This window comes from Bacillus sp. PK6-013, from assembly GCF_054161445.1.
In genome coordinates this window covers 3,335,903-3,360,635 of record NZ_CP096417.1, presented here as the reverse complement: position 1 = coordinate 3,360,635, position 24,733 = coordinate 3,335,903, and the positions used below count along the sequence as shown (strand labels likewise).

Annotated in this window: 27 protein-coding genes and 1 pseudogene; 19 read left to right on the top strand and 9 right to left on the bottom strand. The window is 47.2% G+C overall.

Annotated elements, in window-relative coordinates; genetic code table 11:
- The first annotated feature begins 76 nt into the window (after positions 1-76).
- The gene (locus M1E03_RS17080) at positions 77-1,675 is read left to right on the top strand and encodes a glycoside hydrolase family 43 protein (RefSeq protein WP_020450608.1); all 1,599 of its coding nucleotides are present in this window, start codon (positions 77-79) and stop codon (positions 1,673-1,675) included.
- Complete coding sequence (locus M1E03_RS17075; RefSeq protein ID WP_458110533.1) at positions 1,665-3,212, top strand: glycoside hydrolase family 43 protein; 1,548 nt, start codon at positions 1,665-1,667, stop codon at positions 3,210-3,212. The genes M1E03_RS17080 and M1E03_RS17075 overlap by 11 nt, the downstream gene beginning before the upstream one ends.
- Here M1E03_RS17075 and M1E03_RS17070 read toward each other — a convergent pair.
- On the bottom strand, positions 3,209-4,054 hold the full coding sequence (locus tag M1E03_RS17070) for a helix-turn-helix transcriptional regulator (RefSeq protein ID WP_020450610.1): 846 nt from the start codon (positions 4,052-4,054) through the stop codon (positions 3,209-3,211). The genes M1E03_RS17075 and M1E03_RS17070 overlap by 4 nt on opposite strands.
- 50 nt (positions 4,055-4,104) lie before the next feature.
- Between M1E03_RS17070 and M1E03_RS17065 the strand changes: the two genes are divergently transcribed.
- The 7 genes from M1E03_RS17065 (at position 4,105) to M1E03_RS17035 (ending at position 11,875) form a co-directional block, all read left to right on the top strand.
- Positions 4,105-5,577 (top strand): extracellular solute-binding protein, encoded by a 1,473-nt coding sequence (locus tag M1E03_RS17065; protein ID WP_020450611.1) that lies wholly within the window; start codon positions 4,105-4,107, stop codon positions 5,575-5,577.
- Between the two features lie 128 nt (positions 5,578-5,705).
- The gene (locus M1E03_RS17060) at positions 5,706-6,299 is read left to right on the top strand and encodes an NAD(P)H-dependent oxidoreductase (RefSeq protein ID WP_020450612.1); all 594 of its coding nucleotides are present in this window, start codon (positions 5,706-5,708) and stop codon (positions 6,297-6,299) included.
- Positions 6,296-6,907 carry an NUDIX hydrolase gene (locus M1E03_RS17055; RefSeq protein ID WP_020450613.1) on the top strand — a complete coding sequence of 204 codons (612 nt, stop codon included), beginning with the start codon at positions 6,296-6,298 and terminating at the stop codon, positions 6,905-6,907. Before M1E03_RS17060 ends, M1E03_RS17055 begins: the two co-directional genes overlap by 4 nt.
- 14 nt (positions 6,908-6,921) lie before the next feature.
- A complete protein-coding gene (locus tag M1E03_RS17050) occupies positions 6,922-7,452 on the top strand; it encodes a YfiT family bacillithiol transferase (RefSeq protein WP_020450614.1) in 531 nt (176 codons plus the stop codon).
- Positions 7,453-7,632: 180 nt separating this feature from the next.
- On the top strand, positions 7,633-10,185 hold the full coding sequence (mprF, locus tag M1E03_RS17045) for a bifunctional lysylphosphatidylglycerol flippase/synthetase MprF (protein WP_025810187.1): 2,553 nt from the start codon (positions 7,633-7,635) through the stop codon (positions 10,183-10,185).
- 112 nt (positions 10,186-10,297) lie between these two features.
- Complete coding sequence (locus M1E03_RS17040) at positions 10,298-11,194, top strand: PhzF family phenazine biosynthesis isomerase (protein ID WP_020450616.1); 897 nt, start codon at positions 10,298-10,300, stop codon at positions 11,192-11,194.
- A gap of 102 nt (positions 11,195-11,296) precedes the next feature.
- The gene (locus M1E03_RS17035) at positions 11,297-11,875 is read left to right on the top strand and encodes a nitroreductase family protein (protein ID WP_020450617.1); all 579 of its coding nucleotides are present in this window, start codon (positions 11,297-11,299) and stop codon (positions 11,873-11,875) included.
- Between the two features lie 33 nt (positions 11,876-11,908).
- Here the strand turns inward: M1E03_RS17035 and M1E03_RS17030 are convergent, their stop codons facing one another.
- From M1E03_RS17030 to M1E03_RS17015, 4 genes are all read right to left on the bottom strand, one after another.
- Positions 11,909-12,103, bottom strand: coding sequence for a YfhD family protein (locus M1E03_RS17030; protein WP_020450618.1), 195 nt, complete (start codon positions 12,101-12,103; stop codon positions 11,909-11,911).
- 68 nt (positions 12,104-12,171) lie between these two features.
- The gene (locus tag M1E03_RS17025) at positions 12,172-12,285 is read right to left on the bottom strand and encodes a YfhE family protein (RefSeq protein ID WP_023856002.1); all 114 of its coding nucleotides are present in this window, start codon (positions 12,283-12,285) and stop codon (positions 12,172-12,174) included.
- Between the two features lie 67 nt (positions 12,286-12,352).
- The gene (locus M1E03_RS17020) at positions 12,353-12,883 is read right to left on the bottom strand and encodes a GNAT family N-acetyltransferase (RefSeq protein ID WP_020450619.1); all 531 of its coding nucleotides are present in this window, start codon (positions 12,881-12,883) and stop codon (positions 12,353-12,355) included.
- A 266-nt stretch (positions 12,884-13,149) separates the two neighbouring features.
- Positions 13,150-14,049 carry a TIGR01777 family oxidoreductase gene (locus tag M1E03_RS17015; RefSeq protein WP_048350615.1) on the bottom strand — a complete coding sequence of 300 codons (900 nt, stop codon included), beginning with the start codon at positions 14,047-14,049 and terminating at the stop codon, positions 13,150-13,152.
- Between the two features lie 68 nt (positions 14,050-14,117).
- Between M1E03_RS17015 and recX the strand changes: the two genes are divergently transcribed.
- Entirely contained in the window at positions 14,118-14,909 is a 792-nt protein-coding gene (recX, locus tag M1E03_RS17010) for a recombination regulator RecX (protein WP_048350619.1), read from the top strand.
- A 4-nt stretch (positions 14,910-14,913) separates the two neighbouring features.
- Positions 14,914-15,228, top strand: coding sequence for a YfhH family protein (locus tag M1E03_RS17005; protein WP_025810180.1), 315 nt, complete (start codon positions 14,914-14,916; stop codon positions 15,226-15,228).
- A gap of 29 nt (positions 15,229-15,257) precedes the next feature.
- On the opposite strand, the gene M1E03_RS17000 is transcribed toward M1E03_RS17005, so the two are convergent.
- Together M1E03_RS17000 and M1E03_RS16995 are read right to left on the bottom strand one after the other, a co-directional pair.
- On the bottom strand, positions 15,258-15,386 hold the full coding sequence (locus tag M1E03_RS17000) for a YpzG family protein (protein ID WP_369878957.1): 129 nt from the start codon (positions 15,384-15,386) through the stop codon (positions 15,258-15,260).
- 68 nt (positions 15,387-15,454) lie between these two features.
- Positions 15,455-15,604, bottom strand: coding sequence for a small, acid-soluble spore protein K (locus tag M1E03_RS16995; protein WP_003179924.1), 150 nt, complete (start codon positions 15,602-15,604; stop codon positions 15,455-15,457).
- 130 nt (positions 15,605-15,734) lie between these two features.
- Between M1E03_RS16995 and M1E03_RS16990 the strand changes: the two genes are divergently transcribed.
- From M1E03_RS16990 to M1E03_RS16975, 4 genes are all read left to right on the top strand, one after another.
- Positions 15,735-16,004: a YfhJ family protein gene (locus M1E03_RS16990; protein ID WP_020450622.1), complete on the top strand. Its 270-nt coding sequence runs from the start codon at positions 15,735-15,737 to the stop codon at positions 16,002-16,004.
- 742 nt (positions 16,005-16,746) lie between these two features.
- Positions 16,747-17,706 carry a glycosyltransferase family 2 protein gene (locus M1E03_RS16985; RefSeq protein WP_048350614.1) on the top strand — a complete coding sequence of 320 codons (960 nt, stop codon included), beginning with the start codon at positions 16,747-16,749 and terminating at the stop codon, positions 17,704-17,706.
- Positions 17,675-18,076 (top strand): GtrA family protein, encoded by a 402-nt coding sequence (locus M1E03_RS16980; protein ID WP_020450624.1) that lies wholly within the window; start codon positions 17,675-17,677, stop codon positions 18,074-18,076. The genes M1E03_RS16985 and M1E03_RS16980 overlap by 32 nt, the downstream gene beginning before the upstream one ends.
- Positions 18,073-20,658 (top strand): YfhO family protein, encoded by a 2,586-nt coding sequence (locus M1E03_RS16975; RefSeq protein WP_458110532.1) that lies wholly within the window; start codon positions 18,073-18,075, stop codon positions 20,656-20,658. The genes M1E03_RS16980 and M1E03_RS16975 overlap by 4 nt, the downstream gene beginning before the upstream one ends.
- On the opposite strand, the gene M1E03_RS16970 is transcribed toward M1E03_RS16975, so the two are convergent.
- A complete protein-coding gene (locus tag M1E03_RS16970; RefSeq protein WP_023855996.1) occupies positions 20,655-21,638 on the bottom strand; it encodes a metal-dependent hydrolase in 984 nt (327 codons plus the stop codon). The two genes, M1E03_RS16975 and M1E03_RS16970, sit on opposite strands and share 4 nt — an antisense overlap.
- A 206-nt stretch (positions 21,639-21,844) precedes the next feature.
- Here M1E03_RS16970 and mutY point away from each other — a divergent pair, with 206 nt between their 5' ends.
- Positions 21,845-22,930, top strand: a complete 1,086-nt coding sequence (gene mutY, locus M1E03_RS16965) for an A/G-specific adenine glycosylase (RefSeq protein ID WP_458110531.1) — start codon at positions 21,845-21,847, stop codon at positions 22,928-22,930.
- 25 nt (positions 22,931-22,955) lie between these two features.
- On the opposite strand, the gene M1E03_RS16960 is transcribed toward mutY, so the two are convergent.
- Positions 22,956-23,180, bottom strand: a complete 225-nt coding sequence (locus M1E03_RS16960; protein ID WP_020450628.1) for a hypothetical protein — start codon at positions 23,178-23,180, stop codon at positions 22,956-22,958.
- A gap of 82 nt (positions 23,181-23,262) precedes the next feature.
- Here M1E03_RS16960 and fabL point away from each other — a divergent pair, with 82 nt between their 5' ends.
- The 3 genes and pseudogenes from fabL to M1E03_RS16945 all read left to right on the top strand — a co-directional run bounded on the left by fabL (position 23,263) and on the right by M1E03_RS16945 (position 24,669).
- Positions 23,263-24,015 carry an enoyl-[acyl-carrier-protein] reductase FabL gene (fabL, locus tag M1E03_RS16955; protein ID WP_145654148.1) on the top strand — a complete coding sequence of 251 codons (753 nt, stop codon included), beginning with the start codon at positions 23,263-23,265 and terminating at the stop codon, positions 24,013-24,015.
- Between the two features lie 83 nt (positions 24,016-24,098).
- A pseudogene (locus tag M1E03_RS16950) lies at positions 24,099-24,248 on the top strand (gamma-type small acid-soluble spore protein); the annotation flags it as partial.
- 175 nt (positions 24,249-24,423) lie between these two features.
- On the top strand, positions 24,424-24,669 hold the full coding sequence (locus M1E03_RS16945; RefSeq protein ID WP_003179940.1) for a YgaB family protein: 246 nt from the start codon (positions 24,424-24,426) through the stop codon (positions 24,667-24,669).
- The last annotated feature ends 64 nt before the right edge of the window (positions 24,670-24,733 follow it).

The window sequence follows — 24,733 nt, the reverse complement described above, 5'->3', positions numbered from 1 at the left end:
AATAACAAAGATTCAGGGGCGGCAGCTGTGCTAACATGAATTTGAAAAATTGGAAATGAAACAGGGGTGAAGGTTGATGGCAAAAAGCCTGACTGGCAAGGCGAAACATCCGCCTGTCTGGAATCCGAATGTTGACGGCGGGCGGTTTTGCAATCCCGTTCTTTTCATGGACTACTCAGATCCCGATGTCGTTCGGAAAGGCAGCGACTTTTTTATGGCGGCCTCGAGTTTTTCCTGTTTTCCCGGAATTCCCGTTTTGCACTCGACAGATTTGGTGAATTGGTCTTTGATCAGCCATGTGTTTGACGAGCTCCCCTTCGGCGAATACGAGGCCCCTGCTCACGGCAAAGGAGCATGGGCGCCGAGCATTCGGTACCATAACGGGGAATTCCTGGTGTATTTCGCTACGCCTGATGAGGGAATCTTTATGAGCAAAACATCAGATCCGTTTAAAGGATGGGAGCCTCTCATACATGTCAAAAAGACAAAGGGCTGGATTGATCCTTGTCCATTTTGGGATGACGACGGAAATGCCTATTTGATCCACGCCTATGCCAACAGCAGAATCGGAATCAAGAGCAAGCTGAATCTCTGCCGAATGAAAAAAGACGGAACGGCATTGGAAGACGATGGCGAGATCGTCTTTGACGGTACGCTGAACCACCCTACCATTGAAGGGCCGAAACTGTATAAAAAAGACGGCTATTATTATATCTTTGCCCCGGCTGGAGGGGTGAAGACAGGCTGGCAGACGGTTTTGCGGAGCAAGCAGATTTACGGTCCCTATGAAGATAAGGTTGTCCTCCACCAAGGAAATACAGCGATTAACGGTCCGCACCAGGGAGGCTGGATTGAGCTTGATTCCGAAGAATCATGGTTTATCCACTTTCAAGATCGCGGAGCATTCGGCAGAGTAGTACACCTTCAACCTGTCCGCTGGATCGACGGCTGGCCGTTGATGGGCGAAGACATAGACGGCGACGGGATCGGCGAACCTGTTTTGCAATGGGAAAAGCCGAAGACAAACGCCAAAGAAGTGAAACAGCCCTTTGACCATGCCAATGATGATTTTTCTTCAGATCGCCTTGCGCTTCATTGGCAATGGGAAGCGAATCCGAAGCAAGACTGGTACTCTCTCAGCGCCACTCCCGGCCGGCTTCGCTTGTACAGCCGCGGCATCCCGCATCCGTTCAAACTGAGCCGTCTGCCGAACCTTCTGATGCAGAAATTTTCGGGCCCAAGCTTTACAGCAACAGTCAAATTGTCGCTAAACGCCTTCTCGGACACTATGCTGGCCGGCTTGGCTGTAATGGGAAGGGAATACGCCTATCTCGGCTTTTCGAAATCGGAAAACGGCTATCGGCTTTCTGTATACAAAGGCCGTATGGAAGGTGAGCAGGAAGATGTCAAAACAGAAGAGCACGGTGTACAGGCGGAAACGGTCTATTTGCGCGTGACTGTTGATGAACAGGCGGTGTGCCGTTTCAGCTACAGCATGGATCAGCGTCATTTCACACAGATTGGGGATTCGTTTCAGGCTGTTCCCGGGCGATGGACGGGTGCCAAGGCAGGTGTATATTGCACGGATACCGGAGGAGCAGACGGACAGGACGGCTGGTGCGATATCGATTGGTTCAGGGTCGAACCGGCAGGAGGGGAATGTCATGAATGGTGAACACACATATACGAACCCGGTGTTGACCGGTTTTCACCCAGATCCTTCAATTATCAGAGTCGGGGAAGATTTTTACATGGTGAACTCAACGTTTCAGTATTTCCCGGCAATCGTTATTTCCCACTCTAAAGATTTAGTCCATTGGAAGATCATCGGCCACGGAATTACGGAGAATGACGGATTGGATCTGTCTGATATCAATGATTCACACGGCATTTGGGCGCCCGATATCTCGTATCATGACGGAACCTTCTACATTTTCGCGACACACAGGCTGAACGGACCGACCGTCATCAATGGACGAGAGCTGATCCGCAGACAGATCATGATCAAGTCCAGCCGTCCTGAAGGCCCTTATTCAAAGCCCGTTTTCATTGATGAAGGAAGCGGCATCGATCCGTCTCACTTTGTTGATGACGACGGGAAACACTATATGCTGCTCAGTCCTGCTTGCACGCTCTTTCCTTTAAATGACGAGTGCACAGAAGTTTCCGGCGAGCCGGTTCAGATTTGGGAAGGGACCGGGAGAAGGGCGCCTGAAGGGCCGCATGTGCTGAAAAAAGACGGGTATTACTACGCGATATTGGCGGAAGGAGGCACCGGATATTCCCACTCGATCACGACAGCCCGCTCGACGCATTTGTACGGTCCTTATGAGCCCTGCCCGTATAACCCGATATTAACGCAGACAGACCCGGATGCTCCGATTCAAAGAGCGGGGCACGGCAAGCTCGTTGAAACCCAGAATGGAGAATGGTGGGCGGTGTTTCTATGCGGGCGGCCCAATGAGGGAAACTATACAACGGTTGGCAGAGAGACCGCTTTGGATCCCGTCGAATGGAAGGATGACGGCTGGTTTGTCATCAACGGCTTGAACGGCCCGAGTCTGATCCAGCGCGCTCCCAACCTTCCTCCGGTCAAATGGGATGAAAAGACTTTCGACGATTTTGACGATGATACGCTCGGTCTTGACTGGCAGTTTGTCAGAAATCCCGACCATTCAGGCTGGTCTTTGACCGAAAGACCGGGATATCTCAGGCTATGGACAGGTGATTGGGATTTACACGACATCCGCGCAAAAAATACGGTCGTCAGAAGGGAAAAGCACCACCAATACAGCGCCGGCGTGAAACTCGACTTTTCACCTGCGGCGTCCGGCGAGCAAGCGGGGATCGTCTGCTACTACAGCACGCATAATTATTTGAAATGCTGTCTGACCTATGAAGAAGGATTAAAGATCAAGGTCATGGAAAATCGCTCCGGCTTCCAAAAAACGCTTGGGGAAAAACATGCCGAAGCCGGCCCGCTGTATTTAAAAGCCGTCATCAATAAGCAAAAGAGGGATTTTTACTACAGTTATGAAGGGAAGCATTGGCATCACGCAGGCGGTACTTATGATGCCCGTTTCTTAAGCGATGAGGGGTCGCGTGACGCAAAAGGACATACAGGAACGATGGTGGGGGTATTCGCCAATAATGGCGGAAGCGGCAGAAAGGCCGCCGCTGATTTTGACTGGTTCCGTTATACCGCATATTAAATGTCTCTGCTTTTTTTCCTGTATTGAAGCGGCGGGATGCCGACGATTTCTTTAAATACTTTATTAAAGTGGCTGATATGCTTAAAACCGGTATCCGCGGCGATGTCCAATATTTTCTCGTCTGTATCACGAAGCCGTTTTTTCGCTTCGCGGATTCTGATATGCCGGATATACTCCTGAAGATGAAAGCCGGTCACTTTTTTAAACACTCTGCTTAAATATGATGGGCTGATATAAAATTGTCCGGCCAGCCCGTTTAATGTCATCGTTTCTTGAAAGCTGCCATTGATATATGAAGCGATTTCCGAGATTTTTTCATCCATCGGGTGAAGCGGCCGTGTTTGATTGCGTCCGCCGCCCGCAAGGCTCCGGTAAATGGTAAAAAGCAGCTGAAACAATAGCGCCCTCACGACATCTTCGTGTCCTTCTTTTTTCAGCTTGCACTCCTTCTTCATCTCCATCAGCAGGTGTTCGACTGCCGCCTGTTCACGGAGGGAAAATGCGATGAAATTTTGATGTTCCGGAAACGGAAGCAGCCGATAATGGCTGCACTCAAGCAATGGTTCAATGAAATTGTGCGAGAAATTAATCAGGATGCGTTCGAACTCTTGAACTTCCGTGCTTGACGTTCGGTGGAGGTCGTGGGGGTTGATGATGATCATCGAGCCTTTTTCCGCGGTATAGACGCTTTGGTTAATAAAATACGTGCGTTCTCCGCTGAGCAGATAATACAGTTCATAGCCTTCATGAACATGCGGCGCGTTCATCTCGGTAAATCCTTTTCTCTGCATATATTGAATCGAAAAAGAATGCTCGGCTATGAAATATTTAGGATGGAGCATGTCGGGCATTCCTCCTTGAAAACGTTTTCTTATCAAGCGGGAGGGATCATATGAAAAAGTTATGTTGCCTGATCTTGATCTTGGTTTTTTCAGCGGGCTGCACGCAGCAAAAGGCGTCAACAGAAGAGGGCGGGGCGCTTGAAATCGATTGGCTCGTACCGCTCCACACGCCGCAGCCTCCGAAGGAGAAGGCGCTTGATATCATTGAAGACAAAACGAATACAAAGCTGAAGCTCATTTGGGTTCCGGATTCAACAAAAGAAGAGCGGATCAATACAACGCTTGCTGGCGGAAGCATGCCTAAAGTGATGACATTGCCTGATCTTGAAGATTCAGCGGTTGTCAGCGCGCTGCGTTCGGGAATGTTCTGGGAAATCGGTCCGTATTTAAAAGACTATCCGAATTTAAGAACGCTTGATAAAACCATTTTAAAAAATATCTCGGTTGATGGCAAAGTTTACGGGATTTATAGAGAAAGGCCGATGGCCAGACAGGGAGTCGTGATTCGGAAAGATTGGCTCGACAATCTCGGCTTGGAAATGCCGGAAACCGTTGATGACCTTTATAAAATAGCAAAAGCGTTCACAGAACAGGACCCCGATCAAAACGGAAAAGACGATACGATCGGTCTTGCCGACCGCAATGATCTCACCTTCGGAGCGTTTAAAACCTTGGCTTCGTACTTTGGCGCACCGAATGAATGGGGGACCGACGAAGACGAAAATCTGTTTCCTTATTTTAAGCATGAGGCCTATAAAGACACAATGGCATATATGAAAAAGTTTTATGAAGAAGGCCTGATGAACCGGGACTTCGCGGTGACAAGCAAAACGCAGCAGCAGGATTTAGTGATTCAGGGAAAAGCGGGAATCTACATCGGCGCAATGAGCGATGCCATGAACTTGCGTGATCAGGGACTCGCTTTGAATCCCGAATTTCAGCTTGAGATCGCAAACCGGATCAAAGGCCCCGACGGCAAGGAGCGCACATGGGCGCTCGGCGGCCATGGCGGGATGTTCGCCATTTCGAAATCAAGCGTCAAGACTGAAGAAGAGGTCAAAAAAATTCTCGCATTTTTTGACAGAATCGCTGAAGAAGACCTCAACAATTTAATGCTGTATGGAATAGAAGGCGTACACTATGAAAAGAAAGGCGACAGCGGCTATTTTCGAAAACAGGAATACTACCATCTGTGGGAAGCGGAAATTCAGCCGTTAAACCAGCTGATCGGCATCAATAAACAAGCTTTAAAAAGCGCTGAAGATCCACTGCGCGCCAAAAATGAAAAGCTTGAGGAGGACAACCGGGCAATCGCAGTCCAGAATCCGGCCGAACCGCTGTATTCCGCCGCACAGATGGACAGGGGAACAGAATTGAAGAAAATCATCGATGACGCCACATTCAAATTTATTCTCGGGGAAATCAATGAAAAAAGCTTTGACAAGGCAGTCGTAAAATGGGAGAAGCATGGCGGCGGAACGATTATGAAAGAGCTGAATGAAGATCTGAAAAAGGCAAACTAAACAGAAAAACCCTTTCCGTTTTTTCAAAAGGAAAGGGTTTTTCATCATATTTGCTCCAAGTTCATTTTCTTTAAATTCTGCAAAATAAACAATATAATTCCATCAAAGGACGAAAAGGAGGAAGCGATATGCAGACTGCCGTTATATATGCACACCCAAATCCAAACAGTTTCAACGGAGCCATTTTAAATCAAGTCATAAAGGCGCTTGAGGACGGTAAGCATTCTTATGATGTCATCGATTTGTACAAAGACCGGTTTGATCCCGTTCTTTTATTTGATGAAAAGAAGAGGCGCTCTGATATGAAGCGCGACCCGGAAACCGCCGAATATCGAAGAATTGTCAAAAACGCCGACCATCTGATTTTCATTTATCCGCTTTGGTGGGGCGGGATGCCGGCGATCATGAAAGGATTTATTGACCGCGTTTTTGCAGCCGGAGAAGCTTATACATATCAAGGAAAGCTGCCAAAAGGCCTGCTGAAGGCGCCTACGGCTTCGGTTTACTACACGGCTGACGCCCCATCATGGTATTTGCGGTTTTGGCGGCGGGATGCCGACTGGGTGACGGTTAAAGATGTGATGTTGAAGTTTTGCGGCGTACGGCGGGTAAGGCGACTGCTGTTTGCCGGTGTGAAAGACAGCTCCGACGGAAAACGAACGCAATGGCTTGACCGTGTCTACCGGTCTATAGCTCCTGCAGATCGGGGGATCAGCGAATGAAAAAGGATCTGAAATGGCTGGATTGGGCGAAGGAAATTCAAGCCATCGCCCAGGCGGGGCTTGCCTATACAAAAGATGACTTTGATCGTGAACGTTTTGAGCGGCTTCGCGAGTTGAGCTGTGAAATTATCGCCGATTATGCGGAAACCGATTTCTCAAAAGTGAAAGAGCTTTTTGCCGGAGAATCGGGCTATCAAACACCTAAAGTCGATGTGAGAGCCGTGATTTTTAAAGATCATAAGCTCCTCCTTGTCCAGGAAAAAGCAGACGGTAAATGGGCGCTGCCAGGCGGATGGGCAGACATCGGCTTTACGCCGAAAGAAATTGCGGTTAAAGAAACGCTTGAAGAGACAGGTTTGAAAGTCAAGGCGCACAAACTTTTGGCGGTCATTGATAAAAAGCGCCATAACCACCCTCCTTCCGCCTTCCACATCTATAAGCTGTTTATTGCCTGTCAAATTGTCGGAGGCAAGGCGGAAGCGGGGATGGAAACGCAAAACCTTGGTTTTTTCCCATTGGAGAATCTGCCTGAATTATCTGAAGCAAGGAATACGTATGAACAGATCGAATACCTTTTTGGAAAGCATGATGCAGTGTATTGCGACTAGGGGAGGAACAGACAATGGATCAGTTGAAATATCCGATCGGCACTTTTTCAAAACCGCTTGAAGCGGAAGAAAGGGAACGGAAAAAATGGATCGGGGATCTGAAGCAAGCGCCGCATCTCCTGAGTAGCGCGGTGGCGGGACTAAATGAAGAACAGCTTGATACGCCGTACCGGACCGGAGGCTGGACTGTCCGGCAAGTCGTTCACCATCTTGCCGACAGCCATATGAACGGCTATATTCGAAGCAAATTGGCACTGACTGAGGAGGCGCCTTTGATCCGCACGTTTGACGAACAGAATTGGGCCGGACTTACCGATGCCAGAACGCTCGATCCGGCTTTGTCGCTGGCGCTTTTGAACACGCTGCATCTGCGCTGGACCGCTTTTTTTGAATCTTTAACAGAAGCGGATTTTGAAAAAGCGTACATTTATCCTGACACAGGAGAGGAAATGAAGCTGTATCAAGCGCTCGCTCTCTATGTGTGGCACTCACACCACCATATTGCCCATATTACAGAGCTTCGAAAAAGAATGGGTTGGAACTGAAAAAACGCGCCGCTGCGCGTTTTTTGTTTACCGTTTGTTTTCAGGGGGGATGGTTAACACTAACATAACAGCAGAATCGTTGGTTTTTGCTTTTTCTAGCCGGTAAATTAAGGTAAGATATATGAGTTATCACTCAAAACGTGATGGATTTATCCTGTGATTAGAGAGAAGTGGTTTTTCATGAAAAAAAATGCGCTGGCGATTTTAAGGATTGTAATTCCGGCGGCTGTTCTTTTGTTTGTCTTTTTTCAAGCGAAAAAAGAACTGGCCGGGCTGTCTTTTAAAGCAACATTTTTGATTATCGATCAAATTAATCGGGTTGACCTGTTTATCCTTGTTTTTCTCGGACTTGCCGCCATTTTGGCGATGACATTATACGATTTTGTTCTGGTTCGCTCCCTCGGAATGAAGGTTTCGAAATGGAAGACGATCAAGGTGTCCTGGATCGCTAACTCGCTTAACAATGTTCTCGGGTTCGGCGGATTGTCCGGTGCAGGATTGAGAACGATCCTTTACAAAGAGCATGTTGATGATGTGAAGAAGCTGATCAGGGGGATCGCATGGCTTGCGTCTTCGATTCTTCTCGGGCTGTCTGTCCTCTGCCTTCTCGTCCTTGCCGGGATTCTGCCTGCCGGAGATCTGTTTACAGAAAAAGCGTGGGTGCTGCTGGCTGTTACCGGTACGGCGATAATCGCTCCCGGTGCGGCCATCATTTTAATGATCAAAAAGAGGAGAAGCGCAGGAGCCGAAAAAGGCATGCGGCTTTCGGTCTTCTTTTCGTATTTGGGTGCATCTGTGATCGAGTGGTTTGCCGCTGCAGCGGTTATGTATTATTCCCTTGTAACGATGGGGGTCGATTTAGATGCGAAAACCGTTCTCGGCGTTTTTACAATTGCATCTGTAGCCGGAATGATCAGTCTCGTTCCCGGCGGATTCGGTTCGTTCGACCTGCTTTTTTTGGTGGGGATGAGCAAGCTTGGGGTTGATCAGGAAATCACTCTGACGGCGATTGTGCTTTACAGGCTTGCCTATTCGTTTATCCCTTTTGTATTCGGCCTTATTTTTGCAGCAGCCGATTTGACTGGGAATACAATGAAGAAGCTCGAAGAAAAGCCGATTATTGCCCCGGCAATAGAAACGACCAATATTCTGTTGATTTTACACAGAGCGCTGTTATTCAGACTGCTGAACGGTTCGCTTTCAGTCATCGCGTTTTGCAGCGGAGCGATTGTGATCGCATCCGTGGCGCTGCCGATTGACAGGATTACATTGATACCGAATATTCCGAAGTACATGCTGGTGTTTTTTAACGGCTTGTCCCTCAGTTTCGGCTTGATTTTGCTGATCCTGCCGCTGGAGCTTTATCGGAGGACAAAGAGATCTTATTATATGACGCTGACCGCTTTGGTTCTTGCCTTTCTGTTCACGCTTTTTAAAGGTTTTAATATTAGCGCGGTCTTCATGATTCCTGTGGTATTTGTCCTGTTTGTCCTGCTGAGGGGGCAGTTTACAAGGGAGCGGGCTGTCTACACATTTGGGCAAATCGCATGGGGAGCTTTTATCTTTCTCTTTACTTTGCTGAATTACAATATTATCGCTTCAAACATTTGGGAGGCGCTCGGCCATATTCTCGTAAAAGATTATTTCATTCACAGTGAACGCCATGTCGACTTCGCGACGTTTTTTGCATTATTTTTCGTTCCGCTGTATTTCGTTGTTTTCATCTGGACGTTTAACAGGAAAACGAAAGAGGTCGGTGAAGCTCCTGACCCGGAGAAACTGGAGGCATTCTTAAAAGAAAAAGGCGGAAACGCTTTGAGTCATTTGGGTTTTTTAGGTGACAAGCGGTTTTTTTATTCAAGCGACGGGAATGCGCTGATTCAATTCGCCAAAGTCGGCCAGCGTCTCGTTGTGCTCGGCGACCCGTCCGGCCTGGAAGGCTCGTTTCCGCTCGTGATCAAAGAATTTCTTCATACGGCTGACCAAAAAGGGTATCTTGTCATTTTCTATCAGATCGAACGAGAAGACATGGGGCTCTATCATGATTTCGGATACCGTTTTTTCAAGCTTGGAGAAGAGGCGATTGTCGACCTTGACACCTTTACAATCACCGGAAAAAAGCGGGCCGGGTTAAGGGCGATTCACAACCGCTTTGAACGGGAAGGGTATACATTTCATGTCGAACAGCCGCCGTTTTCGGCAGAATTCCTCAACGAGTTGAGGCAGGTATCTGATGAATGGCTCGGCCGAAAAAAAGAAAAAGGCTTTTCGCTCGGGTTTTTTCATGAAGATTATTTGCAGAAAGCGCCGATTGCCGTTTTAAAAAGCGAAGAAGGCGAGATCGTCGCGTTTATGAATATCATGCCGATGTACCGCGAAGGGGAAATATCCATCGATCTGATGCGCTATTCGAAGAAAGCGCCGAAAGGAATCATGGATGCGCTGTTCATCTATTTATTTCAATGGGGAAAAGAACAGGGCTACACGGCCTTCAATATGGGAATGGCCCCTTTATCGAATGTAGGGACATCGTTTCAGTCATTCTGGACGGAGCGATTAGCCGCTGTGATTTTCAACAATGTCAGCTACATGTACAGTTTTAGCGGACTGCGGTCTTTTAAAGAAAAATATAAACCGGTTTGGCGGGGAAAATATTTAGCCTACCGGAAAAACCGATCTCTCCCGGTGACGATGATCCTTGTGACGAGGCTGATCGGAAGGAGAACGAAGTGAGGCCGTTTTTTAAAACGGTCTTTTTTAGATTGCCATTGTAAGAAGCAATGAAAGGCGGTATACTGCAAATGATTGGAAGGAAAGGATCGAACTCGACAAATGGGGGATCAAAATGAAGCAAATTGAAGTATTAAGATATGATGCATTTTCAAAGACGGCGGGTCTGGGAAACCCGGCGGGCATCGTGCTTGAAGCAGACGGATTGACCGATCGTGAAATGCAGAAGATCGCTGAACAGGCAGGCTATAACGAAACGTCTTTCCTGCTGCCGAGCGAGTCGGCCGACATAAGGATCCGCTACTTTACGCCGGGCCATGAAATGAATCTATGCGGACATGCGACTGTTGCTTCACTTTATGCGCTTCTGGAAAAAGGCGCGATCGAAGCCGGGGCGGAGTTGAAGGTCGAAACAAAAGCGGGTGTTCTTTCCGTGTATACCGCTTCTGACGGCAATCAGCGGTTTTTGGTGACGTTGGAGCAGGCGCCACCGAGTTTTCAGTCATTCACAGGAAGCAGAAGCCAACTGGCGGAAGCGCTGGGGATCAGCGAAGCGGACTTTCATGAAGCATTGCCCGTTGTTTACGGCAGCACAGGGATATGGACATTGCTTGTGCCGGTGAGAGATTTGGCCGCAATCCGCAGGATGAAGCCCGTTCAAGCTGAATTCCCCAACATTTTAACCGAAATGCCGCGGGCATCAGTCCACCCGTTTTGCCTGGAGACGATTCATCGGGATTGCCAGCTTCACGGCAGGCATTTTTCATCGCCTTATTCCGGAACGAGTGAAGATCCTGTCACAGGAACAGCATCAGGAGTGATGGGCGCTTATATGAAAACGTACGGAAAGGAATTCTGTGAAGAGGGCCGGACTGATTTTCTAATCGAACAGGGTCAGGAAATGGGAAAAGACGGAAAAGTGAAAATCGAAGTTGCGGAACAAAACGGCATCATGAAAGTGCGGATGACAGGAACCGCTGTATTTGCTGAAAAGCAGAGCTTCGAGGTGTAAAACAGATACCGCCTTTTTTTAACGAGTGATGATCATTGCAAACGCCAGCGGTAAACATTATAATCAACAATGATAATCATTTTCATTTGAGGGGGCGGCCACATGAACGACACGCTGGAAATTCAAAGTATTCGCGATTGTGTCAGAAATAGAAGAACGATTCGAAAGTTTAAACAGGATCCGGTGCCGAAAGAAGTGGTGCTGGAACTCTTGGAAGATGCGGTTTATGCGCCGAACCACAAGCTGACAGAACCGTGGCGGTTCATTTATATCGGGACGGAAAGCGGGAAAAAGAAGCATGCCGACAATTTAAAAGCGGCGTTTAAAGAGCTCAAGCCGAATATGCAGGAAGAACAAATCAATAAGTTCAGAGAGCATATTCTCAGCGTTCCGGCTTTTCTCTTCGTTATTATGAAAGAAGACGAAAACGAACGGGTCAGAAGAGATGATTTTGCAGCTGTCAGCTGTTTGATCCAGAATCTTCAGCTTCTCGCTTGGGAAAAAGGCATCGGCATGGTATGGAAGAGCGGGGAAGTTCTTTCTCATGAAACATTGCACAGGTTAATGGGGCTGAAGCGCGATGAGCGGGTAGCAGCTCTCTTGCAGATCGGATATCCTGCGGAAATTCCTGAAGCGAAGCACAGGACCCCGGCAGCACAGCTACTGACCGAATTAACTTAAAGAATGAGGCCCGGGAATCCCGGGCCTCGATTATTATTTTGACTGCCGCTTTTCCGCGCGCTTATCAGCCGCCTGCATGCGGGCTTGTGCTTCGCGGTCATCCTGATCGGCGAGTTCCGCAGAATATTCCTCGTATACTCCGTCAGCTTCTCTCTTATACTGATCAGGAACTTGAGGGAGCTTTTGCTTGTTTTTGTCACGGTTTTTGTGGATTGCATTTCTGCCCATATGATCACTCCTCATCAATAATCGGCCGGTCAAGCTTTATTGTTCGCTGATCAGGCTCCCGCTATGCATTACGATTTTTCCCTTGCGGCGCGCTCAGCCCTTTTAAATTCGCGCGAATATCTGACTTCCTGCGTCTTGTTCAGAGAGGATTTAAAATGCTCTCGTTTTTTCTTGTCAGCCATCTTTTCAAGCCTCCTCAAAACCTCAGTTATTCACAGGCTGTCCGTTTCAACGGCATTTATACAAGTTTTAAGCTTCTTTTAACCGGCGGTTTTCCTCTTCGAATGTTCTCATGCTGTACAGCGTGTACATATCTTTCGGAATTTCATACAGGTGAAATGTATCGCTGCCGGCCCAGTCAAGATCAGTCTTGACGGCATAGGGGAGCTTTTCCGCCGCTTTGAGGGAGCGCATATTTGTTTTTCTGATTTTCATAAAAACGGCTTCGATTTGCTTTTCATAAAAAAGCTCGCAAAAAAACGCGTCTTTCGCCCGTTGATTCAAGCCTTTTCCATGATAAGGTTTGCCGAGCCATGTGCCAAGGAAGCCTTTTTGATCTTCGATTTCATACAAGCTGATGCAGCCGACAGGGTTTTCCCATTCATCAAGTATCGTTCGCGATATCAGCTTTCCCTGTTCTTCTTCTTCGATCATGTTTTTGACATGAAACATATACTCTTCAATCGTCTCCGCTTTATTTCTGACAAAAGGGAAGACATCCGGATGGATCATAAGTTCAAAAAGTGCATAGCAGTCGGTCAGTTCCCGTTTCTTCAGCATGGCAGCCCCTCCTTAGTTTGAGGGCGGCTTTTACAGCAGAACGGGACGCATAAATCCACCCTCGGAATTTTTTAATTTGCGGAAACAGTTGTCCGCGTATCTTGCACATCCATTAAAAAATTCGGGGTGGGAATCGAACCCACTAAAACCAGAGACCTGGTGGCGCACCATTTGCCTTCCCTGTATTGTATGCTGCTAAAAAGATACTTACATTTTACGCAGCTGGGAAAGGAAAAGCTACAAGGCTTTTGTTGGGAAAACAGCTTTTATGTCAAAAGGTGTTGCAGGGCATCTTCCAGTTCGGGATATATGAAATGATAGCCGTTCTGAAGCGCTTTTTTCGGGAGGACGCGCTGCCCTTTCAGCACGAGCATGCTCATTTCTCCGAGGATGCCTTTTATTACAAATTCGGGAACCGGGAGCCAGTGGGGGCGCTTTCCTACTTTCGCGACGGTTTGTCCGAAGGTTTCCATCTGAACGGGATTCGGTGCCGTGACATTGACAGGGCCGGACAGCTGAGGCTGCTCAATCGCTGATAATATCATGCCGACGACGTCTTCGATATGAATCCACGGCACCCATTGCTGCCCTGAGCCGACGCGTCCGCCTGCAAACAATTGATAGGGGAACACCATTTTTGGGAGCGCCCCTCCGTCTTTTCCAAGCACCATGCCAAAACGCATCCAGACGGTGCGGATGCCAAGCGCTTCAATTGGTTCGGCTGCTTTTTCCCACGAAGCTGTCGTTCTGCTTAAAAAATCCTCAGCTGAGACGGGGGATTCCTCTGTGAATGTCTGTTCAAGACTCGTTCCGTAAATGCCGACTGCGCTCGCCTGAATGAAGGTGTTCGGCTTCTTCCGAAGACTTTGTATGATGCGGGCCGACTCCTGCACGGAGCGGAGGCGGCTTGCCGCGATTTCCGCCTTCGTTTTTTCATTCCAACGGCCGAAAAGTGATTTTCCGGCTAAATTGATCCAAACATCGATATCGGTCAGCTCTGTTTCAGGGCGGGTGCCGTTTTTTTGCCAGAGAACGTAAGAAGTGTTTTTTTGTTCGGTTTCAGCCGGTTTTCTTGTTAAAATATAGACGTGATGTCCCTGGGCGGTTAAGGCGTTTGTCAAATGCTTGCCGATAAAACCCGTCCCGCCGGAAATCGCAATCTTCATCATGATTCCTCCCTTTCATGATCATTAACCTTATTGTAAAAGAAGAAAACAAAAGAAGGGAGTTATTTATGCCATATATTACAAAGATTTCTGCCCAGAAAAACAATGAAGAACGGGTCAATATTTTTCTGGATGAAAAGTATGCGTTCAGCGTCGACCTGGACGTGCTCGTCAAGTTTGACCTGCGAAAAGGCAAAGAGCTTGATGAGCTTGATATCATTGAGATTCAGTACGGAGACGACGTTAAAAAAGGGTTCAAAAGAGCGCTCGATTATTTGTCATACCGGATGCGCTCGACAAAGGAAGTTAAAGACCATCTCAAGAAAAAAGACGTCGCAGACTCCGCGATCACAGAAATCCTGCATATGCTTAAAGGTTATAAATATTTGGACGACCGCGAATTTGCGGCTGCATATGTCAGCACCCACAGAAAAACGAGCGGCAAAGGCCCCGATGTCCTATTCAGAGAGCTTAAATTGAAAGGGATCGATGATGAACTGATTCAGGAAGCGCTCAGTTCGTTTTCGTTTTCCGATCAGGTCGAGGCCGCGGTCAAGCATGCGGAAAAAGTGCTGAAAAAAGAAAAAAAGCTGTCCTCCAAAGAGACGAAACAGGCCATCGAACAGCACCTTGTCAGAAAGGGGTTCTCCTTCGATGTCATCTCGGCCGCGCTTCAGGAAACGGATTACGAAAACGACGACAGCGCTGAAAGGGAAGCGCTTGAGAAGCAAGGGGAAAAAGCGATGAAGAGGTGCGGTTATGACGGATCATACGAAACGAAAATGAAGGTCAAACAGCATCTGTTCAGAAAAGGCTTTTCAATCGACATGATTGATCAATTTTTAGATGAAAAGGGATGAGAATATGGAGAAAAGATACAGTGAAATGACTGCACACGAACTGCACCAGGAAATCGCGGGTCTGACCGAAAAGGCAAGAAAAGCGGAACAAATGGGGATTGTGAATGAACTGGCCGTCCACGAACGAAAAATCGCGATGGCGAAAGCTTACCTTCTTGATCCGGCCGATTTTAAAGCCGGCAACGTATACGAAATCGAAGATGGGGGCGACGATTTCCATATCCGCTATATAAACGGCGTGTTCGCCTGGGGATACCGTCTTTCGTCACCTGATCATGAAGAGGCTCTGCCGATTTCTTTATTAAAAGAAAAGGGCTAAGCCAAAAGCTTAAACCCTTTTCGCAAATGTTATCTTGTCCGGATGCGCGTGTTGCGCTGGAGAATGATGAGGTCCTGGGTCTGCTGCGTTTCTCCGTTTACCTGCGCGCGCGCATGCTTTGTGTTTGCCCATGGCTGCGGATAGTTTTGCGTTTTCATCTGGTTAAAATCGTTTGTATACGGTTTGCGATTTGCACACAAAAGAAATCACTCCATCCCAGAAAAGTTTAGCGTTTGCCGGAAGCCCTCATTCTTTCTTGCGGATGAGTATTTGTGCTTCCGTCAGGGCGCTTTGAAGCAAAATCATCTTTGGCCCGGGGCTCGCCTTCAAATTTATTGTTGTTCATGTTCGGAAAGCCTCTTGATTTATTTCGCATCTCTTTTAGGCTCCTCCAATCAAGTCCATAATGTTTGCGTCTTCGGTTCGGAAGACGTAAGGTTAGTATATGAAAAGGACGACGTTTTCAAAAAGAAAGTTTTTTCCTTAGGGAAAGGGGGAAAAGCCAAGTGGAAGAGTACTTTGAAAAGCTGACAAATGCGCTTCTTGAAAAAAATCATATGCTGAGTTACGCACAAGCCAGAACATGGGTTGAACTGCTGTGGGGGGATTTCGAGGCGACATTTGCAAAGGCCGGCCACCCGTACAGAGGAAAAGAGCTGACAGAGCGTGTCGTCAAAGAGTGGATTGAGCACTATGGCAGCAAGTTGCATTTATTTCAAAATGATAAGCCTTCTTACAAGGATCTGTTCTCCGGAGGCCGCGGTCTGCTTCATTAAGCATTTCTTTCGAAAAGAATGATTGGCGTGAAAGCGATTGTCATTGGTTCCGGATTGCCGGTGCCAGCGCCGCATATCAAAAGGAGCCCGGATGGCGCATGAAGGGCGTGAAGGCAAGGCGAGGCCGGAGCGGGAGCCGTCTGTCCGTTGAAGCGAAGACTGGTGTAAGCTTGCCTGATCAATGACCATTACATTGTGTCATTCGCCGATTCCCGGGTTGTCGGGAGGAGCCGCAAGAGGAGCGGGGTCACGGTTTCGACTGCAGCATAACGGCGTGAAGTCATGAAAAAAGCTCTGTCTGCAGCGTTCGGTCTTCCATCATGGAACAGTCGGAGAAATCAAATCCGGTTTTCACCCGATGACAAAGGGCATATTAAGGGGAAGGATTTGATTGCGGCGGCGGGCTTTGACCTCCGGTTTGACAAGCGGTCCTTACGAGGTTTTCCCTGCGGCTTCTTTGGCTTTTGGTGAAGAGCAGGGGTTTAATTTGGAAAAATATGATTCAATGCGAAAAATGTCGTAAAATGGGAAAACCATTAGGTTATCGTGTTTGATTCTAAAGCAATATCATTTTTTTACCACTTGTTCATAGATGTCTGATATAATGACAAAATAATCTTGTAGAAAATAGTACAGCGTGCCCACAGTTTTCCTTTTGTTGTGTGGGAAGCGGCTAGATGCAAGTATCCTGCCAAACGGATGCCGGATGCAATTTTATTATGTCCAAAAGAGGTGCCTTTAAGTGAAGAGAGGATTCGTTTCAATCATTATTCCTTCATACAATGAAGCAAGCAATATTAAATTGATTTATGAATCGTTGAGGAACGAATTTCAATCCATTGATTATGATTATGAAATTTATTACATAAATGATGGAAGCACTGATCAAACATTGGAGGAAATTAAAAAGCTAGCCGAAAAAAGCAAGCGTGTGAAATATATTTCGTTTTCACGGAATTTCGGCAAGGAGGCAGCCATCCTTGCCGGTTTTCAGCATGCCCGCGGCGATGCCGTTGTGGTGATGGATGCGGATTTGCAGCACCCGACATACCTCCTGCACGATTTTATTAAAGGGTATGAGGAAGGCTATGATCAAGTGGTCGCCCAGCGCAACAGAAAGGGAGACAACCCTGTGCGCTCCTACTTGTCGTCCCTTTATTACCGCTTTATCAATAATGCCGTGGAAGTCGATTTAAGGGACGGCGTCGGCGATTTTCGTCTTTTAAGCAGAAAAGCAGTCAATGCGATGCTGAAGCTGAGCGAAGGCAACAGGTTCTCAAAAGGGCTGTTTTGCTGGATCGGTTTTGACCAAAAGATTGTTTATTACGAGAACGTCGAAAGGAAAAACGGAAAGTCCAAGTGGTCGTTCCGCCACTTGTTGAACTATGGAATCGACGGGGTTGTGTCGTTCAACAACAGACCGCTGAGAATTTGTTTTTACGCCGGTATTTTTATCCTTTTTCTATCGCTTATTTATATCGCTGCGACATTCATCAGAATCTTAAAATACGGTGTGATCGTTCCCGGCTATTTTACGATTATTTCCGCCGTCCTGTTTCTCGGCGGCATCCAGCTTCTCAGCCTCGGAATCATCGGCGAATACATCGGGCGCATTTATTATGAGACGAAAAAGCGGCCTCATTACTTAATACAGGAGGCAAACATCGCTCATGGAGAAACTCATGAAAATCGTGAATCCTGAATTTATTCGCTTCGCCGTCGTCGGTGCAGTGAATACTTTGAATTACTATGCGGTGTATTTGCTGCTGCATGTTTTGCTTCAGTTGAATTATATGGTTTCTCATATTGCCGCTTTTTTCGTCAGTCTTGTGATTTCTTTTTTCTTGAACTGCTATTTTACATTTAAAATCAAGCCGACGCTGGCAAAGTTTTTGCAATTTCCGCTGACACAGCTGTTTAATTTGACGGTATCTTCTTTGTTCGTCTACACGTTTGTGAATTTTTTCAAGATGAACAGTGAGGCAGCTCCGCTTGCCTCCATGTTTTTAACCGTTCCTCTGACATTTTTAGTGACAGGGAAGATTTTGAAAAAAGACAGGGGAAGAGTATGAAGAAAACAGTTTTTTTATTTGTGATCGCAAGCGTTGCAGTTTCCTTGGCCGCCCATTCCTTTTTTCTGTATGAATGGGCGCATGACCGCTACATGACTGGGAACGGCGACGGACTTGCACAAATGATTATTTTTAAGTCGTTTCTTTTTGAACAATACAAACAAGGGAACTTCTTTTATTCGTATTCTTTCGGTCTCGGAGGCGGGATCTACAGCCAGCTTGGCTATTATTTCACGACGTCTTTTGTCTTCATCGCTTCATCCGCAGCCATTTTTCTGATGCAGCTTTTGCATTTGGCCGGGGATGCGGACCCTTTGTTCTGGGCGCAGGCCTCTGTATTCATCAGTGTCATTAAGCTAAGCCTGATCATTTTAGCGGCAGCGTATGCGTTAAACGGCATGGTGAAAAACAAGCTTGCCGCCTTTACAGGTGCGGTCTTGTACGGTACGTCGGTCATCTATTTCAGGCACACGGTGTTCTGGGAATTTTTCAGTGACGCCATGCTGTGGCTGCCGCTGCTTGTCGCCGGAGCCGAGAAAGTTATCAGGGAAAAGCGGACAGGACTGTTTATTACGGCTTGTTCTTTAACGCTGATCAATAACTTTTATTTTGCCTATATCAACTTGATTTTCATTGCGATCTATATTATCTTCCGCTGGCTGATCCGGCTAGACCCGGAAAAGGAAGCGCCGAGGTGGAAACAATTCGGGATGTTCGCCGCTTCATGCCTGATTTCTTTCGGAATCAGCGCGGTTTCCTTTGTGCCTGCAGTTTACGGATTTTTAAACAATTTACGGCCGCCGTATGAACAGGCTGTCGCTGTATACGATCTGACGGACAACATTCTGTTTTCCAGCCGCATTGTCTTGCTGCCGGCTGTCTTTATGCTGTTCTTGTTCGCGTTTTCGTTCTATAAAAATAAAACGTTCAGGCTGTTTGCCTCAATCAGTGTGCTGCTTGTGCTTTTGCACTACAGCCCGCTTGCGGCAAGCGCGTTCAACGGTTTCTCCGCTCCGCAGAACCGCTTTGAATACCTGCTCGCTTTTACGATCGGGGGAGCGGCGGCCGCAGGAATGACAGAACTGAAAAACATCAGGCGGAAAGAGATGATATGGTCCATCCTGCTCGCCCTTCTGGTTTATATCGCGGTCATTTGGCGAAAAGACGTGGATTTATCACTGATGCAAAATTGGAGCATGCTTGTGCTTCTGTTCCTGACAATCGCCATCTTTACGGCGGCGGGGTTTCAATATAAGAAATCGCAGCTTTTTTTGCAAGCCTGCATTTTATTATCGTCCGTTCTCGTAGCGAACACGTATCAGAAATATGTTCTGTCTGAGTCAAGCGGCATTAAAGACGTCACAAAAAGCTATTTGACCAGCAATGAGTACAATGGCGAAGAACAGCGCCGCCTCTTAAACAACATTCGAAAAGACGATGACGGTGACCCGTATACAAGAATCGACTGGATGAACGGCGTGCGCAACAATACTCCGCTGATGCAGGATTTTAACGGCTTCAGCGCCTACTCAAGCATTCTCAATCGCGATCTTCTCCTGTTTTATTGGGAAGACCTGCAAATCGATATGGGAAGGGAAAGCGTCAGCCGCTACGCATCGATGGGCGACCGGGCCAATTTGTACAGCTTGCTGTACGGCAAGTATTACATGACGGAAAAAGAGAATGCCGCCAATGTTCCGTACGGGTTTAGCAAAACGGATGAATCAGAGCACTACGCGGTCTATAAAAACAAATACACCATGCCGTTTATCCGGACCGCGCGGACAGTATTTACGGAAAAAGATTTAGCGGATGCGCCTGTTTTAGCGCGGGAGCATGCGATGCTTGAAGGAATCGTGCTTGAGAATGGCGATGATGAAAAAGTGCAGCCGCCGGACGTTCCTGATTTGATGAAGCAGACGAAGCTGAAAACCGAAGGGGCGAGCTATCATAACGGCGTCCTCGACGTCACCGCCGAAAATGGCGGCATCGATCTCATTCCCGAAGGCGGGCTCCCGAAAGAAGGCGACTATTATGTCGGATTTTATTTGAAAAGCCTTGCAAAAGACCAATTCTTTAACTTGCGGGTCAATGATTATGTAACATCAAGAAAATCGAACGAGTCGATTTACAAAACAGGTGTTTACGATTTAACGATCAGGATCCCGAAAACAGATAAAATTTCAATCAGGCTGCCAAAAGGGAAATATCAATTGGACCATTTGAGCCTGCACCAGGAAGACTATCAATTGCTGAAAAAAGCGGCCGCCCAAAAAGCGCCGGCCGCCGACTTGGACTGGCGGAACAATCAAGTGTCCATCAGCTTTGACAATCAAAATGGAGACCGCTACATGGTCCTGCCGGTTCCGTACGAAAAAGGCTGGGAAGTCACTGTAAACGGAAAACCGCAAACCGTCCATAAGGCAAATTACGCGTTTATCGGATTTTCAATAGAAAAAGGGAAAAACGACATCCGGCTCGTTTATTACCCGCCGTACTTCAAAGCTGCCTTGGCCGTGACAGTCATCAGCCTCATCATTGGAATCTGGTACGGCAGAAGGAGAAAAAAGCTTGGCTCTTAAACAGAGCCAAGCTTTAATTTTTTCTGAAGTTTTTCCTCGCTGAAAATCCATCCCGTATAGGAGGTGATTAATTCGAGCGTGTCTCTGTCGATGTGCGCGATCGCCACGAAAGGGTAGTGTCCTTTGCTGCGGTATCGCAGGTCGATAAAGCGGACTTCGTAGTGATCTTTATACGTATCGATCTCCCATTTGTAAACCGGTGAGAATGAAAGAAACGCCGAAATGTTCTTATCTTGTTTCGCCGCTTTCATCACGTTCGTATCCGGCACAGGCACCCTGTTGAAGGTGTCGACGATGACGACGTTTCCGTCCATGCTTCGTCCGACGTAAAAAGCCGATTTTGCTTTGACGGCAATTCGCCACTGCCTGAATTTCATCGTAGGCGAAATAATGATTTCTTCAATATCTTCGATTTTTTCACGGAGCTCATGCTTGATGTTCCTCTGCATGAAATACCTCACCAGATAATAACCGGCCAAGACGATGTAAAGAGCCAAAAATGTATAGCCCTGATGAGCGCCTGCCAGCCAAAAGGCGATGGCTATGAGATGGCTGACGAAAATAAACGGATCAAATGTATTAATCAAGCCGAGCGCTACCCATTTCCTTGAAAAAGGTCTGATCGCCTGTGTTCCGTATGCATTAAAAATATCCACGAACACATGAAGCGCGACCGCGGCAAAGGTCCAAAGCCACAGGTGAAGCAGATTGGCTTCGGGATAAAAGAGCATGAGAATGCCCGGAATCATCAGCGACCAGGCGAGAACAGCGGGGATGGAATGGGTGAATCCCCTGTGGTGCCTAATATAAACAGCGTTGTTTTTCAATTTCAAAACGGTATCGATATCCGGAGCCTGAGATCCGGCGATTGTCGCAATCATCACGGCTTGAGCCATTGATGGGTCCATTCCGACAACTGGATCAAGCGTCGCAATGCCTCCGAGTGCAACGCCCATGACAACATGTGTGCCAGTATCCATTGGTGACCTCCCCTAATGGTGCTAGAAAATCATTTTATTTTCCAAAAACAGAACGAACGACGGACCTTGCCTGAAATATTTAACGCTTTTGCTTTCTTCACTTTTAATGTAACATGTTATCGTATATGCATATAGTTTACAACAAAAAGCCGAAGTAACAAAAGATCGGTATGCAAATGTGACGTGCACAGGCAAGGAGAAGTTTCATGATGGATCTGCAAAAGAAATTAGAGCAAAAAAACATCAAACAATTTCAAGAAGATTTAATTTCTTGGTATGAGCAAGAAAAACGGGATCTGCCATGGCGCTCAGACAGCGACCCTTATAAGGTATGGGTGTCAGAAGTGATGCTTCAGCAGACGAGAGTGGACACGGTGATTCCTTACTTCAACAACTTTATCGAAAAATTCCCGACCGTTGAAGCGCTCGCTGAAGCCGACGAAGAAAAAGTGCTTAAAGCCTGGGAAGGACTGGGATACTATTCAAGAGTTCGGAACTTGCAGAGCGCTGTCAGGGAAGTCCACGAACGATACGGAGGAGTGGTTCCTCCTTCAAAAGAGGAATTCGGCAGCTTAAAAGGTGTCGGCCCTTATACAAGAGGCGCGGTGCTAAGCATCGCCTACAATCAGCCGGTACCCGCGGTGGACGGAAATGTCATGCGGGTCATGTCACGGATTCTTTCCGTATGGGATGATATCGCAAAGCCTAAAACCAAAACCCTGTTTGAAAAAATTGTCGAAGCGTTTATTTCTGAAGAAAAACCGTCCGAATTTAACCAGGGGCTGATGGAGCTTGGCGCTGTCATCTGTACGCCGAAATCGCCATCCTGCCTTCTCTGTCCCGTCCGAGAACACTGTTCCGCTTTTGCAGAAGGCTGTGAAAAAGAGCTTCCGGTTAAAAGCAAAAAGAAAAAACCCTCGGTAAAAACTCTTGCAGCCGTTGTCCTGACTGATGAAGAAGGATACATCTATATCCATAAAAGACCGGCATCAGGCCTTTTGGCAAACCTTTGGGAATTCCCAAACACAGAAACGCAGAAAGGGCTGAAGCACGAGCGCGAGCAGCTTGCGGCTTTTTTGAAAGAAGCAGCTGGAGTAGAGGCCGAAATCGGTCCGCTTGAAGGAATCGTAGAACACGTGTTTACACACCTTGTCTGGAACATTTCTGTCTTTTTCGGGAAAACGCTCGATCAACCGGATGTTTCATACTTTAAAAAGGTCACGAAAGAAGAGCTCGCTGAATATGCCTTCCCGGTTTCGCATCAGAAAATATGGAATATGCATATGAAATAGGCAGCTTGACTGTGCATGCTGCCCGTTAGTCGTACTGGATGGTGGTACCGTGCGTATAATCGGCTTCCTGGCGGCGCAGTCCGCCTCTTGCTTGAATTTCTTTCACAACCTCCAGGTATTCGGCATGCCCTTCTTCATTAAGGAATGGCATGATTTGCTGGAAGGCGCGGTGAAAATAGAGAAGCTCCGCATCTTTCCACTCGTTTTTCGGCGTGTGGTCGAGCTCGCTCATATCGCGTCCTACGTACATAAGGCGAATGCCTCCTTTTTGATCGTGTTATGAGCTATTTTTTATCAGATTTTTAATCACTATACTAGGAGATGAATGACAAATGGAACAAAGAAAATGTGCCCTTATTACAGGAAGCAGCCGCGGCGTCGGCAAAGCAGCCGCCCTGAGGCTTGCCGAAAACGGCTACAATATCGTCATCAACTATGCAAGAAGCAAAAAAGCGGCCCTTGAGACGGCTGAAGAAATCGAAAAGCTCGGTGTCAAAGCATTGGTCGTCAAGGCGAATGTCGGGCAGCCGGCGAAAATAAAAGTTATGTTTCAGCAAATCGAGGAAGCCTTCGGCAGACTGGACGTGTTCGTCAACAATGCTGCATCCGGCGTATTACGCCCCGTCATGGAGCTTGAGGAAAGCCATTGGGACTGGACGATGAACATCAATGCGAAAGCTCTGCTATTCTGCGCGCAGGAAGCGGCAAAGCTGATGGAGAAAACGGGAGGCGGCCACATTGTGAGCATCAGTTCGCTCGGTTCGATCCGTTATTTGGAAAACTATACGACAGTCGGCGTTTCAAAAGCTGCGCTTGAATCATTGACAAGATATCTCGCTGTTGAGCTTGCGGCGAAAAACATCATCGTCAATGCAGTTTCCGGAGGCGCGATCGATACAGACGCCCTGAAGCACTTCCCGAACCGCGAAGAACTTTTGGAAGATGCCCGGCAAAATACGCCTGCCGGCCGCATGGTTGAGATTAGCGACATGGTCGATGCGGTGGAATTTTTAACGTCAGGGAAAGCGGATATGATCCGCGGACAGACGATCATTATTGACGGCGGCCGTTCACTGCTCGTGTAAATTTTTCGCGTTCAATGAATAGGATATCATCCTCCTGCACAATCTAATGGTCGTGGAGGTGATATACAATGGCTAACCAACAATCCAAAACAAACGCACAAAAAGTAAGACAACAAAACCAAGCTTCTGCACAAGGTGGTCAGTTCGGCACTGAATTTGCCAGCGAAACTGACGCGCAGCAAGTAAGACAAAATAACCAACAAGCTGAGCAAAAAAAACAGCAAAACAGCTAATCACTGAAACAGGAAAAAGCACTTCACCATCGGATGAGGTGCTTTTTTCTTTTCGTTTTTTTGATCCGACAAAACATCCGAATCTTAGCCACAATCAGTCAAAGGACATCCGGCATGTATAGAGAAATGTTAGTTAGGCAATAAATGGAGTAGAGCATAGAATGGAGGATCCCGAATGCCGGAATTTGAAAACTTGGTTCAGGGGCAGATGGAGATTATGGATAAGCTGCTGTATCTGCAAGCGGAGATTGAAAGATGCCAGAAAATTGAAAAAGAATTGGCTGCCCTTGAAAAGAAAGCCCAGCTTTTATCGATCCGGGAAGATATATCCCAGAAGCGGAAAGATCTTGCTCAAATTCAGGATTTATTCCAAAAGCAGACGGAGCAGGTGATTCAGGCTTATCAAAGAATCGAAGCATGAGCCTCTCTTTATCGTTTTTAGAAAAGAGCCATTCCTGTTCGGGAGTGGCTGTTTTATTTTCATT

Coding starts and splice junctions, on each gene's coding strand:
- M1E03_RS17080 (WP_020450608.1), top strand. CDS start 77: ATGGCAAAAAGCCTGACTGGCAAGGCGAAACATCCGCCTGTCTGGAAT.
- M1E03_RS17075 (WP_458110533.1), top strand. CDS start 1,665: ATGAATGGTGAACACACATATACGAACCCGGTGTTGACCGGTTTTCAC.
- M1E03_RS17070 (WP_020450610.1), bottom strand. CDS start 4,054: ATGCTCCATCCTAAATATTTCATAGCCGAGCATTCTTTTTCGATTCAA.
- M1E03_RS17065 (WP_020450611.1), top strand. CDS start 4,105: ATGAAAAAGTTATGTTGCCTGATCTTGATCTTGGTTTTTTCAGCGGGC.
- M1E03_RS17060 (WP_020450612.1), top strand. CDS start 5,706: ATGCAGACTGCCGTTATATATGCACACCCAAATCCAAACAGTTTCAAC.
- M1E03_RS17055 (WP_020450613.1), top strand. CDS start 6,296: ATGAAAAAGGATCTGAAATGGCTGGATTGGGCGAAGGAAATTCAAGCC.
- M1E03_RS17050 (WP_020450614.1), top strand. CDS start 6,922: ATGGATCAGTTGAAATATCCGATCGGCACTTTTTCAAAACCGCTTGAA.
- mprF (WP_025810187.1), top strand. CDS start 7,633: ATGAAAAAAAATGCGCTGGCGATTTTAAGGATTGTAATTCCGGCGGCT.
- M1E03_RS17040 (WP_020450616.1), top strand. CDS start 10,298: ATGAAGCAAATTGAAGTATTAAGATATGATGCATTTTCAAAGACGGCG.
- M1E03_RS17035 (WP_020450617.1), top strand. CDS start 11,297: ATGAACGACACGCTGGAAATTCAAAGTATTCGCGATTGTGTCAGAAAT.
- M1E03_RS17030 (WP_020450618.1), bottom strand. CDS start 12,103: ATGGGCAGAAATGCAATCCACAAAAACCGTGACAAAAACAAGCAAAAG.
- M1E03_RS17025 (WP_023856002.1), bottom strand. CDS start 12,285: ATGGCTGACAAGAAAAAACGAGAGCATTTTAAATCCTCTCTGAACAAG.
- M1E03_RS17020 (WP_020450619.1), bottom strand. CDS start 12,883: ATGCTGAAGAAACGGGAACTGACCGACTGCTATGCACTTTTTGAACTT.
- M1E03_RS17015 (WP_048350615.1), bottom strand. CDS start 14,049: ATGAAGATTGCGATTTCCGGCGGGACGGGTTTTATCGGCAAGCATTTG.
- recX (WP_048350619.1), top strand. CDS start 14,118: ATGCCATATATTACAAAGATTTCTGCCCAGAAAAACAATGAAGAACGG.
- M1E03_RS17005 (WP_025810180.1), top strand. CDS start 14,914: ATGGAGAAAAGATACAGTGAAATGACTGCACACGAACTGCACCAGGAA.
- M1E03_RS17000 (WP_369878957.1), bottom strand. CDS start 15,386: ATGAAAACGCAAAACTATCCGCAGCCATGGGCAAACACAAAGCATGCG.
- M1E03_RS16995 (WP_003179924.1), bottom strand. CDS start 15,604: ATGCGAAATAAATCAAGAGGCTTTCCGAACATGAACAACAATAAATTT.
- M1E03_RS16980 (WP_020450624.1), top strand. CDS start 17,675: ATGGAGAAACTCATGAAAATCGTGAATCCTGAATTTATTCGCTTCGCC.
- M1E03_RS16975 (WP_458110532.1), top strand. CDS start 18,073: ATGAAGAAAACAGTTTTTTTATTTGTGATCGCAAGCGTTGCAGTTTCC.
- M1E03_RS16970 (WP_023855996.1), bottom strand. CDS start 21,638: ATGGATACTGGCACACATGTTGTCATGGGCGTTGCACTCGGAGGCATT.
- mutY (WP_458110531.1), top strand. CDS start 21,845: ATGATGGATCTGCAAAAGAAATTAGAGCAAAAAAACATCAAACAATTT.
- M1E03_RS16960 (WP_020450628.1), bottom strand. CDS start 23,180: ATGTACGTAGGACGCGATATGAGCGAGCTCGACCACACGCCGAAAAAC.
- fabL (WP_145654148.1), top strand. CDS start 23,263: ATGGAACAAAGAAAATGTGCCCTTATTACAGGAAGCAGCCGCGGCGTC.
- M1E03_RS16945 (WP_003179940.1), top strand. CDS start 24,424: ATGCCGGAATTTGAAAACTTGGTTCAGGGGCAGATGGAGATTATGGAT.